The organism is Scardovia wiggsiae (assembly GCF_051045985.1).
Classification (GTDB): Bacteria; Actinomycetota; Actinomycetes; order Actinomycetales; family Bifidobacteriaceae; genus Scardovia; species Scardovia wiggsiae.
In genome coordinates, this window is sequence record NZ_CP157350.1 from 1,260,763 (window position 1) to 1,274,753 (window position 13,991).

The window sequence follows — 13,991 nt, forward strand, 5'->3', positions numbered from 1 at the left end:
AATGGGTCTATATAATGAACATTTGAATATTATTTTTCTTGACGCACGATTAGCTTATCGTCAGAAACGTTGTACTCTTACTCATGAACTAATCCACTGAAAATATCACGACAATAGTACTGGTCTCGCTATTTGTAATAAATCGAATAGCAGGCTCAGAGAGAAACACCGCTTCTTCTTATTTCACCTGCAGAATATGCCATGTTCGAAAATATGTACGCGGGAGAGCTATACTCTATATCGTGCGAGCTGGACGTGACCGAACAAGTATTAGAAGATTACAGATCTTGTTGGGTTAAAGAATCATTTATGCTTGTACCAATAAATTCGATATAACAAGCAAACGATACAGAAATTAATCAGAAATATACACAAAGGAGTTATTATGTCAGTTCCTAGCACGAGCGCGCAGCAGTCCAATATTCCAATTCAATCACAGGGAATCATGGCACCCGATGCCAAAGTACCATTTTTAGGACGTAAAAAGCTGATTGAACAGCTTTATGCGCAGATCAATCAACTAAATGCTCAGAATATTGAACTAACAGATCAGATACAAAACTTAGAAAGTGAATTCGCTCGAATAGGTGGCATGAGCTTTGTTGAGCGTGAGAATAAAGCAAAAAAGATTGATAACGAGATAAAGCAGAAGCTAGCTGAACAAGATAAACGACTACAATTGCGCGAAGATGCATCTAACCGACAACTAAAGCGTGATAAAAATGAACTTACTAAAATTAAGGAGGAAATTTCCCGTCAAAAGGAAGAATCGGAAAAGATACAGGCTAATCTCATTAACTTACGCCTGAAAGCCGATGTAGAGGATCAAGGTTTGTATGATTTTGAGAATCCTGCTGAGGATTCAATAGATATTAGATGGAAACTTGACGACATAAAAGCTAGACAAAAGGAAATGCTAAAGGATAAGACAGCAACACGTGCTATTACCGCATTCACGTTTAATGGTTCAGCAAGTTCAGGAACAAAATTTATACGTGATTTATCTCAAATGGCAATAAGCTTATACAATGCTGAGGCAGAAAATGCTGTTAAAAGTGTAAAAGCAGGTAATCTCGATATAAGTATTACGAGATTAACTAGGTGCGCTGACCGCATCGAAAAGTTCGGAAAAATGATTAACCTCCAGATCAGTCGTGAATATCAAAAACTGCGTATTAAGGAACTGACACTTACTGCACTGTATATGCAGCAAGTTCAAGTAGAAAAAGAGGCAGAAAAAGAACGACGCGCAGAACTCCGCGAAGAACAAAAAGCACAAAAAGAATTTGAGGCTGAAATGGCAAGGCTCCGCAAAGAACAGGAACACTACCAGAACGCTCTTAATCGTATGAAAGAAATTGGAGATACGGTAAAAGCCGCTGAACTTGAATCAAAACTTAACGACATTAATAGATCTATTGATGACGTTGACTACCGAGCTGCTAATATTCGAGCCGGATACGTATATGTCATTTCTGATATAGGCGCTTTTGGAGAAAGAATGGTGAAGATAGGCATGACACGCCGGCTTGAACCGATGGACAGAATACGCGAGCTTTCCGATGCAAGTGTACCTTTCAAATTCGACGTACATGCTTTGTTCTTCTCCAAAGATGCCGTAACACTAGAAACCATGCTTCATCACGAATTTGAAGCAAAAAGGGTCAACAAGGTTAACACTCGTAAAGAATTCTTCTATTGCACACCACAAGAGGTATTGGACAAATTAAAAGAAAAAGATGTCGCTATCATGGAATACAAAATTGAACCCGAAGCAGAAGAATATCGTATAAGCCAGTCCATCACCACAAAAGAGAGCGAAAGGAAATAGCATGCTTAAAATGTTTGCAACAAATGATTTTAAGATTATTAAACTCAGAGATAATAGTATTTCTTGCGAGAAAGAAACTCATCCACTCATTGGAGTATCTGCGCGCGTAGAAAATGGTAGTGATATTGAGAAACGAGTTACCTTTACTCGGTTGTTGTTACTTGGAATTTTTGCATTTGCCATGCAGAAGAAAAAAGATGGAGAGAAATACCTGTGCATTGAAGGTCCCGATTTTGCATGGATGACCGAAGTAAAAAATAAAGATATGAACATTGCAATGCGTTTTGCTACAGAAGTAAATAACGCTGCAAAGAAAGTGCAATTGCCAAGGACATCAGAAATATCTAATTTGAACCAAGTATCGGAAAAGTATCCATCAGTAAATTCGCCGGCGAAACAGTCTAATACTGTTCATGTTCCTTTAAACCCTAAGTTTCAGGAAAAACTGAATATGCAGCAACTTGACACCGCTGATCATTCCCATCGACAAGAGAGGGTAAGCCCCACCCCTGCCATGAAACCATCATCTACGTCTATACAGTCTCCAGTCTATATGGTAGGACAATCCCCTCGCCCAGAACCTGTTGTACAATCTTCACAGTCACAGTATGTACGCATAGCTTCTGTTCAGAGCACTCCTGAAGCTAATAAGTATCAGATCCAGTCTGTCCCGTCATCTGTTAAACCATCATTCCAACAGCCACAATTCAAATTGAACTCCATAGTGCTCCCCACCATTCTTATGATCCTATATGCGGTTATTGCAGTCATATTTGCCCTCGGTATATTGGGCGGGGTTATGGTATTAATGTCACAATTCAATGGAACTAATATCGCTGCCTTTCTTATCTGCGTTACTATCACAGTATTCTCAACAATAGGAGTAGTGAAACAGTATAAAAAGATAACACAGTTAAGACGGAATCAGACCTCGCATAACAATGGCTAGTATTGAGCAGTATCAAACGAAGGGCGAGTTACAGTGGCGTGTAAGATATCGTAAGCCGGATCATACGAGTACAGATAAGCGAGGTTTTAAACGTAAGAAAGATGTATAGGATTGGGCAGCACATAACCTTACTTCGCTTAATGATGTACGTATGTGGATCCTACACGAGGTAATAGTAGTGCAGAAGATCTGGCTGACGCATGGTTAGCAAAAAACGGATATCCTAAACCGTCCTATTATGATACATTTTTATCGCCTACAGAACGCATATGCAGCTGGTATGGAGTGCACGGGCATAAAGTCTATCCGGCATAGTGAGATTCAGGAATGGGCTGGTCAGTTAAGTCAACTAAAAGCGCTACCGTGGTACGCTGTGCCGTTGGCATGCTCAAAGGCATACTTGATGATGCAGTAGACGATAGCAGGATTATCACTAACCCCCTGTAACAGAGTAGAGCTACCCCCTAAAAGAGCCAAGAAGCATACGCATCTACTGTGTTATTATGAGCCGCTCATCCTCACTCTAGGGTACAGGTATGCGATGGGTTATAATGTGAAAATATAGACCTGCACAGGCGTCATATCCATATACAACACTCAGCCATTGGGTAGAGACACAGACTATTGAATCACCCCAAAGAATAGGAAACACATATCATAACGTACCCCAGGTTATTACAGCCTTATTTTTCTCGCCTGATCCAAGACCATTGGAAAGCTGATCTGGTTTCCAGACACCCGTACAAGGATAGTTATATTAAACTATATTCATGCTAAGCATAATTCATGGTGGAATGCTGCATGTATTCCCAATCAAATCAAACCTATGACATTGCATGGTCTTAGGCGTACTACAGCATTATTAATGGTATCTGCCGGAGCAAACGTGAAGCTGTACAACATCGGTTAGGTATGCTAGTACTGCCATGACACTTGATGTGTATACGGATCTGTTCGATGACATCTGGACACAGTCACCCATGCCCGAATGCGATAATATTAGGGAAATGCGGGCAAAACGTGGGCGCACCACAGGAACAGGGAAAAGAAAAACCCCGGAACACTAACGTTCCCAAGGATTTCATACAGCTTATCAAAGTGCCCCCTCAGGGACTCGAACCCTGGACACGCGGATTAAGAGTCCGCTGCTCTAGCCAGCTGAGCTAAAGGGGCAATGTGACACAGTCACAGCAGTTCAATCAAGAACCGAATTCTTACTATACTCAACATCCTGACATACGCAAAATCACACGTGTTGTGCGTGTTGCACAGCCTCACAGGCGGAATATGCCAGACACAGACAGGGCTTACCGCGAACGGGGTTGCTGCGGACGGAAAGCACTACACGATTTTAGGCATAGGAGTGGTAAGCGAAGTAGTGAGGTTAACGCTTACAATGCCGGCGCCCATATTCACAGTTACTTTTTTGAGGGTGACTGTCCGCTGACCCTCAGGGAGAGAATCATTATCGGTCATCGTGGCAGGAGATTTCACCGCACACACCGCAAGGTCATCAATAGAAATACCGGCCCGATCGCACAGGCTGCGCGCAGATTCAAGGGAATCTTCAAAACCATCCTTAAGGATCACCCGGCCTGCAGGGACACCGTAGGCATGGGAAATGATCCAGCGGAGATTGTCCAGCAGCGGTATGCCTTTACGGCTGGAACGGTCGGGCACAGAAAGCCGGGAAGAGATGCGGGGCTCGGAGAGCTGGGAATTCCCAGAAAACTTAGATACCTCAAAAAGTCCGGAAGATGGAGACAGTTTAGAAGACGGCTCAGGGGACGAGGAAGGCTCCGCAGGCTGAGGATCATTCTGCGCATGGCTGCTGGCGGGCTGGCCGGACCGGGCCGATTGGGCCGGATCGCCCGGGATTACAAGCGCATCAAGGAAACCGCCAAGCTGGGATTCGATCCCCTCGCCCCCATCGCGGAACAGGTTGCCGATGATGGGGTCGCGGAAATGAAGAGCTGCCGCCGTTTCACGAAGGGCAGGGACCTCGCCGTCTTCACCATCCCACAGATTGACCAGAGGGAAAGCAGGGATACCCAGGGATTCAAGACGGCTGACGTGGAACGGGTAACGCCACTGGAGCGCAGGGTCATCACGCCACGTAGTTGCGCGCGTAACCACCACTGCGGCAGAAGGCCATGGTGCGCCGTACTCACGCGCCGCTATATCAAGCCACTTCTGGGCACCCGCATCCGCGCCATAGCCAGCCTCCACTACGACCACATCGTGCAGTGCGCACGCCAGGTCAACGGCAGCCAGCCCCGGGATACCCAGCGATACGTTAGCAAACGGACCGCAGTGCACATACACGGGGCTGCCCTGTGCTGTCTCCATGGAGGCTGGCTGGACGGCATTCCCGATTACACGCACTATGCGGTCCGCATCCACGAAATCCCCCACCTGCACGGGAATGCCGCCCCTGGCTCCGCCAAGCATGGCGCGGATGCGGGTTTTCAGCTCACTCTCGCTGCGCGAGAGTACTACGATCTGCATGAGCTCGCTCGCAGGTGTAATGACCATACGCTCAGGGAGCTTCCCGCCATCAACCTCAATGCTGCGCAGGGAGCGTGACGGCGTCTCCGATACGCGCGGGATCATAACTGTATCAAGCACACCATCGTCCACTGCCTTCTCGCAGAATGCCGCAATAAGGTTCTGCGCATCAGCGATGCGCGCCATTTCCCCCGTCAGACCCCAATCGGCAAGTTCAGCATGGGAAAGGCTCGCCTCGCCGCCGCCCGATGCCCCGCCTTTGGATCCCGCTGCCGTAATACCCATGCTTGGCTGCCGCAGTACGGCTGCTGCATCCACGCCGCGCGCACGCAGTGCATCGATCAGCGCAATAGTAGCCGTTGTTTTGCCTTCGCCGCGCGAGGCTTTCAGCGGGGTGTCTGCGGTTACAAGGATGACTTTGCCATGCTTGCGTCTGCGCTGGAGGCCATGCCCGTCCGACGAACGCAGGAAATCCAGGTACCCGAAAGCATCAATTTTCCCCAGCTGCCCGTATGGAACAACAAAGCGCGCGAAATCAGGGAAGCTGGAAAAGATAGCCCTATAAGCAGGCGTATCCAATGGATTCGCCGCAGTACCTGACAGTTTTGCCCCGGCATCCAACAGCTCATTTAACGGATCCGTCCCGGTGCCAAGCGGATCCATCCGCTTCTGCCCCATATCTGATACAGCCATTTTCACTCCTTAACGTTTCCAGCGCCCGGAAAATTCCCGGCGTCCCTAAATGCCTCCAGATTTTAACGCATCCAGCACACCGGCATCTCCGGCAATCCTGTCAGGCCAGACACGCTTTACCTCTTTCAGTGCCTCCAGCATCAGCCGGCACACCGGCCTTCAGCAGGTTTAATGATCCGACAGGTGGAAACCGTTCTTCATGCCCATACTCGTTGTGTACAGCACCTTAGCAAGCAGATCATCAGTTTCTGTTTTGACGATATGGGAGAAATCCTCATTCGCCTTATTCAGGATCCTATGGACCTTTCTGTCAGCCATATCATCAGCAGATACAGCACCGGAACCGATAAGTTCCCCCACCAGTGCATCTGTATCGGCTATCATCCTGTGCGATAGCCCGCCAAGCTTTTCCGCATACCGGTCAATATTCGCCGTATTATCGTTGAACTGCGCATCAGCAAGCGCTGCAATAATACGGTTCGCCCAGTAGAAATTACCCGTATCCGGAGCCTCGCCCGCGCCACGGTAGTATTCGGGGGATTCCGTGATGTTGGTATACAGCGGCACCATCGCATTGAACACATTGGAGCTGAAACATGTCCACTGGATAGCCCGCGAAATTTCAGGGGCATAAGGCCGTAGCTGGATAACACACAGATGGTTCGTGCGGTTGATCCCGATAGGCCGGAACTGTGTGCGTGTAGCCTCGGTGCCCAGCTTTCCGTAAGGATCAAAAGCAGTCCCCTGGAAATGCGAGCTCAGCGCATACTTGACGTCTTCAACAGTGATCCTGCGTTCAGGCTGGCGGCACCATGGGATATCATCACTGCGCGGAGTAAAATCAGCATCTTCCCCATCCCAGGAGGCATCCAGAGGGTTGAAGCAGCGCTGGATATACCATGCCCGCGGAGTATTGTACACATGGTCGGCATCAGAATGGGATCCGAACGCCCAGCGCGGATTGAACAGCGAGCCCTGTTCCACAGACAGGTCAAGATGGTTGCTGCGCACAAAATCCAGCAGGTCATCTGAACACATAAACTCTTCCTGATCGCCAAAAGCATCATCAAAATCAAACTCATCGATGCCCAGCTGGTTCGGCATAGTCACATAGCAATCATCCGGTACGCGCCGCGCCATCCAGTGATGCCCGCCGACAGTTTCCACCCACCAGATCTCATCAACATCACTGATTGCAATGCCGTTCATCTCATAAGTGCCATAATCGCGCAGGATCTCGCCATACCGTTTCACACCCTCGCGGGCAGTATGGGCATACGGCAAAACGAGGGTAAGGATATCTTCCTCGCCGATACCGCCGGGGACCTCAGACCTGTAACCCGCCTCGCCCTCCCTGCCGGCTGCTTTCTGCAGCTCAACAAGCGGGTCTGCCCCAAGCACGCGCTCATTCGTCGTAATAGTTTCCGTATTGCTGATAGCTACATTGCATTCATTGACCCCGTGAGATCCCCAGATACCGATTTTGCGCAGGGAATCAGGGACAGCAGTATACCGCAGCGGATCATCCGGAAGGTCGATCTCCACATGGCTGATCACCGAACGGTAATGCCGGGGCTGCTCTTCAGGATTCACTACGACAAACTCTTTTGGGGTGAACTCGCCGTTGGGTGAATCCTCATTGCGGGCGATCATTGTTGAGCCGTCGTAACTGGCATTCTTGCCGACAAGTATAGTGGTGCAGGCCATTATCCTCCTTATCCGGGTACCGGGCCTCCCCCGTGATACCTCTGGTCGTGATCGTGTATGCGTACTGTATAGGTGCTATGCGTACGGTATACATTGTATGCATTACGGATGCGTATGTATATGCATGGCAGCGGGCTCCCCCATATCAGGCACCTTTATGCTAAATCCGCATACCCTTTTACGAACTATACCGCATAAGCCCCCTATAACGCACGGACCGTGACGGGCAGCGTCCGCTGCGCGGACACATGGATGACACAATGGATGCGGAGGGCGCATAGATATGAAAGGGCACAGATATGAGGATGCACAGGAATCCACCCCTGCACCTTATGCCCTACGCCTCGCCCGCCAGCCAGATCACCGCAGAATCCACCACATCACTGCTTTTGCGCAGCCCATTGCGCAGTTCATTAAGCCAGAACCCCTCACGGAGCCCCTGCAAAGGGCGGGACGTGGCATAAACAGCAAGCATATAGTCATGCTGTTTATCCGGAGGCTGGGGGCCGTTATACCGCTGGCTGACTGCAGGGTCCTTACCGCCGACCATAGGTGAAGCCGCAGAATTACGCCCCTGCACGGCTTCGGGGATCAGCGCGGGGAGCTGCCGGGAAAAATCTTCCGGGATCTGCAACGCGTGGGAATCATTGAAATCGTACATCAGCGCATCAAGGGGAAGGTTCGCCACAGACCAGTGTATCCACTGGAAACCGGAAACCGGGATCGCATCATCATCAACGAATTCCCAGTGCACATACCGGGCCTGAGGGGCAATATCGCTGATATAGAAAGGGAATGACACCACCGGGACGCCATCGGTCAGGTTTCCCTCAGGCGCATGTTTGGCGTACGCATCAGGGATCGTTGTAAAATCGGCAGAAACTTTCATTGGATACTCCTTTATGGCCAAAGCTGGAGGCTGCGGTGGGGCGGATTGTACAGTTTAACCGCTTGCTCAGCGGCCACCCCCGCTGTTCCGGCGGACCACCGCTTCCTTATCTTCCCCATTCTAACGCACAAATCCTGACACACAAAAGGTGATATGCAGCAGGGGAAATCAATGCCGGTGGTAAAACACGCAGATACAAAATACAGTTCCGGCGTTTCCCACAATTTCCATTTCTGTATCTGCGTGTTTTACCACCGGCACCTGCGCAGCCATGCAGATTGCTGTGTTATAACAAGCTGTGTGATACAAGACGCACGATATGCGGATAATCAGTAAACAACCAGGGAAGCCAGCAGGGATTCAAGGACAAGCTGTTGGGAACCGTTGTGGAGCAGACGGCGGCGTGCAGCATCAATAGCATGGAGATTTGCCACAGTACGGGCGCGGGATATCCGCGCAGACATATCGGCAATAGCAGTACGGTTCTCAAGGTTGACGATTCCTGCAGCATCCTCAGCATTATTCTGCAGGACAGAAATATCACGGTATACGCTTGCAATAGTATTCAGGAAACGGTCCAGTACATCACGCGAAAGCCGCACAGTGCGGCGGCGGATATCCTCTTTTTTGCCAATAGCATTGAAAGCGGGCCTCAAGGCAGCCGGGATCTTGTCGCCTGGTGCAAGGCCATTAATTTCGCGGAAATTTGCCTCCTCCTGGGTGACGGCACGATCGACGCCGGTTTTAGCCTGGCCCTGCGCGCTGTCAACCATTGACGAGGCCAGGAGGACGGCATCGGATGCGCGCCTCATCCCGAGCACCCCTACAACGATCTCATCCCTGTCCGCGAGCGCCTGGTCGTCTGTTGCATAGAGGCGCGCAATGCCGATATGGCCTTGCGCCAGGCGGGCACACCGTTTTGCCAGCGCCTCATCAGCCCCAGCTGTGCTTCGCAGGAACCCGGCTACCGCTGCAGCCTGCGGCACAGCCAGGTTAACTATGCGTGTCCGGCTGCGTATGGTAGGGAGGACATCCTCCGAACTTGGGGCGCATAACAGCCATATAGTCCGCTCTGCCGGTTCTTCGACTTCTTTGAGCAGCACATTCGTCGTGCGTTCAAGCATCCTGTCAACATCTTCAATAATAATGATGCGCCAGGGTGTTGTGGAAGGCATCTGTTCAGAATCTGCAACAAGTTTGCGCACTTCATCGATTGATATAGTTACACGGTCTGTTGCAAGCACGGTAACATCAGGATGCTCATCCCGCATGACCTGCCTGCAGACAGCGCACTCTCCGCAGCCATGCCGGGGGCATTCAAGGGCAGCTGCAAATGCACGCGCAACCCGGGAGCGGCCGGATCCGGGCGCCCCGCATATCAGCCACGACTGCGCGATCCTTCCTCTTCTCAAGGTTCCCCTCACGCTTTCCCCAGCGTTTCCCTTAAAGCTGTCCTTGTCCCCTTTCTCAGATTCCCCCTGAGAAACCCCCTGATCAGAAATATCCTTACCCCCGCTGTGAAGGCTTTCCTTACCGCCGCCTTCCCACGGCTGCGGTGTGCCTACAAGGCGGCTCAGCATGTCTACAGTCGGCTGCTGTCCTATGATGGAGTCCCAGACACTCATCTTCCCCCATCCCTTCCTGCCCTATCCTGGTCATCCCCCTTCAGCGCATTTTTGCCTGTTATACTGCCGCCAAGCAGCGCATCAATATCCGCCTGGATAACTTCCCACACACTATCTGCAGGCATTGAAGCGTCAACAACCATAAACCTGTCCGGCTCATCCTCAGCCAGGGACAGGAATGCCCGCCTGGTACGTTCAAAGAATCCGGAGCCTGAAGACTCCAGCCGGTCAGGCTCCCCTGAAAGCCTTTTCTTTGAATCTTCAAAACTCATATCCAGCAGATATGTGCGCACAGGCCACAGGCCCCCTGTTGCCCATGCATTAACAGAACGGACGTCTTCCAGGGCCAGCTTACGACCGCCCGCCTGGTACGCCAGCGAACTGTCAATATAGCGGTCGCTTATCACCATACAGCCGGCATCCAGCGCGGGACGGATCTTCTGTGCAACATGCTGTGCGCGGGACGCTGCATACAGCAGTGCCTCGGTCCGCGGTGATTCATCTTCACCATGAAGGAGTATGCTGCGGATCTGCTCACCTATCGCGGTGCCTCCCGGTTCCCGGGTCACCAGCACATCGTATCCCGCGGATCCGAGATACCTTTCCAGACGCCTTACCTGCGTTGATTTCCCAACGCCATCCACACCTTCAAAAGAGATAAAATACCCCGGGTACTCCGGCTGTGCAGGCTGCCTTCCCAGGTTTCGCATATCCCCTGCACTCCCCGGACTCATGTCCGGCTCCCCGCTGTGCTCCGCCCGGACGCACCGGATACACCGGATGCATCAGCCGCAGTAGCCTTTACGGACGAGGCGCTTTGCGCGGCAGCAGCCAAACTCCTGCCTGATTTTGTGCCCGAAGACCTTCCGGCCCTCACACCACGTGCAGAAGAACCGTCCTTCGCCTTCACCGCACGCGGGCCGGAACCGGATTTCGCAGTGCTGCGTTTCCTGCCGCGCCGTTTTGACGGCCCCGCAGCGCGCTTTTCTGCAAGAAGCCTGAAAGCCTCTTCGGGCTCGATCGATTCTGCTGTATACTGTTTGGGAAGGGTCCGGTTCGTTTCCCCATCCGTAATATAAACACCGTAAAACCCGTCTTTGATCGTTACGGCTTTGCCATTTTCCGGATCAGTACCCAGCTCGCGGAGCGGAGGCTTCGCGGCACCCCGTGTACGGCGCCCATATTTGGACTGCGCAAACAGCTCTTTCGCCTTATCAATATCAACTGTAAAAATATCATCCTCGCTGGCAAGGGAGCGGGTCTCCGTTTTCCCGCCCGGAAGGGTTTTCGACAGATACGGGCCATACCGCCCATTATTCGCCAGGACTTCAACTTCTTTGGCCTTACCGGATCCGGGATCTGTTTCTTCAACAGTACCAACGACCCGCGGAAGCCGAAGCAGTTTCAGGGCGTCATCCAGAGTGACCGACTCAGGGGACATTGTCTTAAACAGCGACGCCATTTTAGGCTTATCTTCGCCTTCGACAACCAGCGCCGCATAAGGCCCGAAGCGCCCGGAACGGACTTCGACCGTCCCTCCCGTTTCAGGGTCTGTGCCAAGCTCACGCGGTCCGGAGGAACCGCTGCTGATAAGGTCATGCCCTGCTTCTACGGTCAGTTCATCGGGAGCCATGGTATCGGGCAAAGACGCCCGCTTCGGCTTGCCTTCCGCATCAGCATCCTTCGTATCTTCGAGATATGGGCCATACCTCCCGACACGTACCTGGAGCCCGTCCCCAATCACAATAGTATTGATCTCCCGGGCATCAATATCACCCAGCTGTGCTACCTGTTTCTGCAAGCCTTCACTGGCTTCCCGGGAATTCCTGGCTGATCCGGATCCGCTGCCGAAATAGAAGTCAGCCAGCCATTCCTTACCGGATTGCCCTCCCTGTGCAATAGCGTCCAGCCCGTTTTCCATGTGTGCAGTGAACTCATAATCAACGTACTGCGGGAAATTCTGTTCGAGCAGCTTTGTTACGGCAAAAGCCAGCCATGAGGGGATCAGCGCCCGCCCCCTCTCATACACATAACCGCGGTCAATAATTGTAGAAATAATGCTTGCATACGTGGAAGGGCGTCCGATCTCTTTCGCCTCAAGGGTCTTCACCAGCGATGCTTCTGTGTATCGCGCCGGCGGCTGCGTTTCGTGGCCGGAAGGCTCCGCATCCAGGGCATGGAGGATATCACCCGCATCCATAATGGGCAGTACTTCATTATCATCAGAACGGCTTTCTGAAGAAGCAGAAGCCTCCTGGGCGGATTTCCCGGCGCTGTTTCCAGTCCCTGTTTTATGTCCGCCATCGCCATAAGCCCTCAGAAACCCAAGGAAGTCAATGACTGTGCCTGAAGCCTGGAAGACAGCCTCCCCATCCAGCCCTGCAGCAGCACTCAGCTTCACTGTGGCAGTTGACCCCGTGGCATCAGCCATCTGTGAAGCAAGGGTACGCTGCCATATAAGGCGGTACAGCTTCAGCTGATCGGCAGGCACTTTCCCCTCAAGTGACTCAGGCTTGCGGAAATGTGCCCCTGACGGGCGGATGGCCTCGTGCGCCTCCTGGGCACCGGCGGAAGTTGTAGCATACTGCTTAGGCTTTTCCGACAGGTATTTGTCCCCCCATTTTTCACTGACCTGCTGCCGGGCGGCACGGATGGCTTCACTCGATAATGTGACGGAATCCGTGCGCATATATGTGATATACCCATTTTCATATAGCCCCTGCGCGGCCCGCATAGTACTGCGCGATGACATCCCGAGGCGGTTGCCCGCAGCCTGCTGCAGAGTTGACGTGGTAAACGGCGGTACAGGACGGCGACGGTACGGCTTTGATTCCATAGATATAACTGTAAAATCCTGCCCCTGCACAGCATCAGCAATGCGCTGCGCATCAGCCTCGCTTAATACCATGGCATTATCCTTCGCCATTGCCTGCGAAGGCTTCCCATCACTGCCAAAATCTTTTGACCCGGCAATACGCCGCCCGCCTAATGACACCAGGCGCGTATTGAACGACGTATCAACGGCATTGTCGCCGGGCACTGCATTCCCCTCAGAATCCCTGCCGACACCGTTGCCTACAGCCACTATAGCGATAACATCCCAGTACGGTGTCCGGACAAACGCCATACGCTCACGTTCACGCTCAACTATCAGCCGCGTAGCCACAGACTGCACGCGTCCCGCAGAAAGCCCTGTTTTGACCTTGCGCCACAGCACAGGCGACAACTCATAGCCGTACAGGCGGTCAAGCACCCTTCTGGTTTCCTGGGCATCAACCATGTTCAGATCAACATCACGGGTTTTTCCCAGCGAGTCTTCAATGGCGCTCTTTGTGATCTCATGGAAAACCATACGCTTAACAGGTACTTTCGGCTTCAGGGTCTGTACCAGATGCCAGGCAATCGCCTCCCCCTCGCGGTCCTCATCAGTTGCCAGATATAATTCATCAGCATCTTTCAGGGCTTTGCGCAGCTGGGTGACTGTCTTCTTCTTATCCTGGCCGACAACATAGTACGGCAGGAACCCGTCATCAACATCTACACCAAACTTGCCGTATTTTTCCTTATCTGCTGCAGGGACTTCAGACGGCTGTGCAAGGTCCCGGATGTGCCCCACCGATGCCATAACCGTATAGCCGTCGCCAAGATACCCGCCGATTTTGCGCGCTTTTGTCGGCGACTCCACAATCACAAGCTTGTTCCCTGCCATCCAGACCCCTTTCACGGCACTGTAACACCACACTTACTGAAAAGTACTATAACACATATATCGACAAGAACGGCGTGACA

At 51.7% G+C, this 13,991-nt stretch carries 8 protein-coding genes and 1 tRNA gene; 2 read left to right on the top strand and 7 right to left on the bottom strand.

Annotated features, from left to right (window positions below; all coding sequences use genetic code 11):
• Positions 1-385: 385 nt before the first annotated feature.
• Positions 386-1,831, top strand: coding sequence for a DUF4041 domain-containing protein (locus ABKA16_RS05360; protein WP_381000278.1), 1,446 nt, complete (start codon positions 386-388; stop codon positions 1,829-1,831).
• A gap of 1 nt (position 1,832) precedes the next feature.
• A complete protein-coding gene (locus ABKA16_RS05365) occupies positions 1,833-2,780 on the top strand; it encodes a hypothetical protein (RefSeq protein ID WP_381000276.1) in 948 nt (315 codons plus the stop codon).
• Between the two features lie 1,099 nt (positions 2,781-3,879).
• Here the strand turns inward: ABKA16_RS05365 and ABKA16_RS05370 are convergent.
• From ABKA16_RS05370 to topA, 7 genes are all read right to left on the bottom strand, one after another.
• Positions 3,880-3,953 (bottom strand) — tRNA-Lys (locus ABKA16_RS05370).
• Positions 3,954-4,121: 168 nt separating this feature from the next.
• Positions 4,122-5,981 carry a formate--tetrahydrofolate ligase gene (locus ABKA16_RS05375; protein WP_381000274.1) on the bottom strand — a complete coding sequence of 620 codons (1,860 nt, stop codon included), beginning with the start codon at positions 5,979-5,981 and terminating at the stop codon, positions 4,122-4,124.
• A gap of 168 nt (positions 5,982-6,149) precedes the next feature.
• Positions 6,150-7,688, bottom strand: coding sequence for a C69 family dipeptidase (locus ABKA16_RS05380; protein ID WP_381000272.1), 1,539 nt, complete (start codon positions 7,686-7,688; stop codon positions 6,150-6,152).
• 337 nt (positions 7,689-8,025) lie between these two features.
• Positions 8,026-8,577 carry a YbhB/YbcL family Raf kinase inhibitor-like protein gene (locus tag ABKA16_RS05385; protein WP_381000270.1) on the bottom strand — a complete coding sequence of 184 codons (552 nt, stop codon included), beginning with the start codon at positions 8,575-8,577 and terminating at the stop codon, positions 8,026-8,028.
• Positions 8,578-8,906: 329 nt separating this feature from the next.
• A complete protein-coding gene (locus tag ABKA16_RS05390; RefSeq protein ID WP_381000268.1) occupies positions 8,907-10,202 on the bottom strand; it encodes a DNA polymerase III subunit delta' in 1,296 nt (431 codons plus the stop codon).
• Entirely contained in the window at positions 10,199-10,912 is a 714-nt protein-coding gene (gene tmk, locus ABKA16_RS05395; protein ID WP_381000266.1) for a dTMP kinase, read from the bottom strand. The genes ABKA16_RS05390 and tmk overlap by 4 nt, the downstream gene beginning before the upstream one ends.
• A gap of 20 nt (positions 10,913-10,932) precedes the next feature.
• Positions 10,933-13,911, bottom strand: coding sequence for a type I DNA topoisomerase (gene topA, locus ABKA16_RS05400; protein ID WP_381000264.1), 2,979 nt, complete (start codon positions 13,909-13,911; stop codon positions 10,933-10,935).
• Positions 13,912-13,991: the final 80 nt, after the last annotated feature.

Bases quoted from the DNA above. Each gene is read 5' to 3' on its own strand.
- ABKA16_RS05360 (WP_381000278.1), top strand. From the start codon at position 386: ATGTCAGTTCCTAGCACGAGCGCGCAGCAGTCCAATATTCCAATTCAA.
- ABKA16_RS05365 (WP_381000276.1), top strand. From the start codon at position 1,833: ATGCTTAAAATGTTTGCAACAAATGATTTTAAGATTATTAAACTCAGA.
- ABKA16_RS05375 (WP_381000274.1), bottom strand. From the start codon at position 5,981: ATGGCTGTATCAGATATGGGGCAGAAGCGGATGGATCCGCTTGGCACC.
- ABKA16_RS05380 (WP_381000272.1), bottom strand. From the start codon at position 7,688: ATGGCCTGCACCACTATACTTGTCGGCAAGAATGCCAGTTACGACGGC.
- ABKA16_RS05385 (WP_381000270.1), bottom strand. From the start codon at position 8,577: ATGAAAGTTTCTGCCGATTTTACAACGATCCCTGATGCGTACGCCAAA.
- ABKA16_RS05390 (WP_381000268.1), bottom strand. From the start codon at position 10,202: ATGAGTGTCTGGGACTCCATCATAGGACAGCAGCCGACTGTAGACATG.
- tmk (WP_381000266.1), bottom strand. From the start codon at position 10,912: ATGCGAAACCTGGGAAGGCAGCCTGCACAGCCGGAGTACCCGGGGTAT.
- topA (WP_381000264.1), bottom strand. From the start codon at position 13,911: ATGGCAGGGAACAAGCTTGTGATTGTGGAGTCGCCGACAAAAGCGCGC.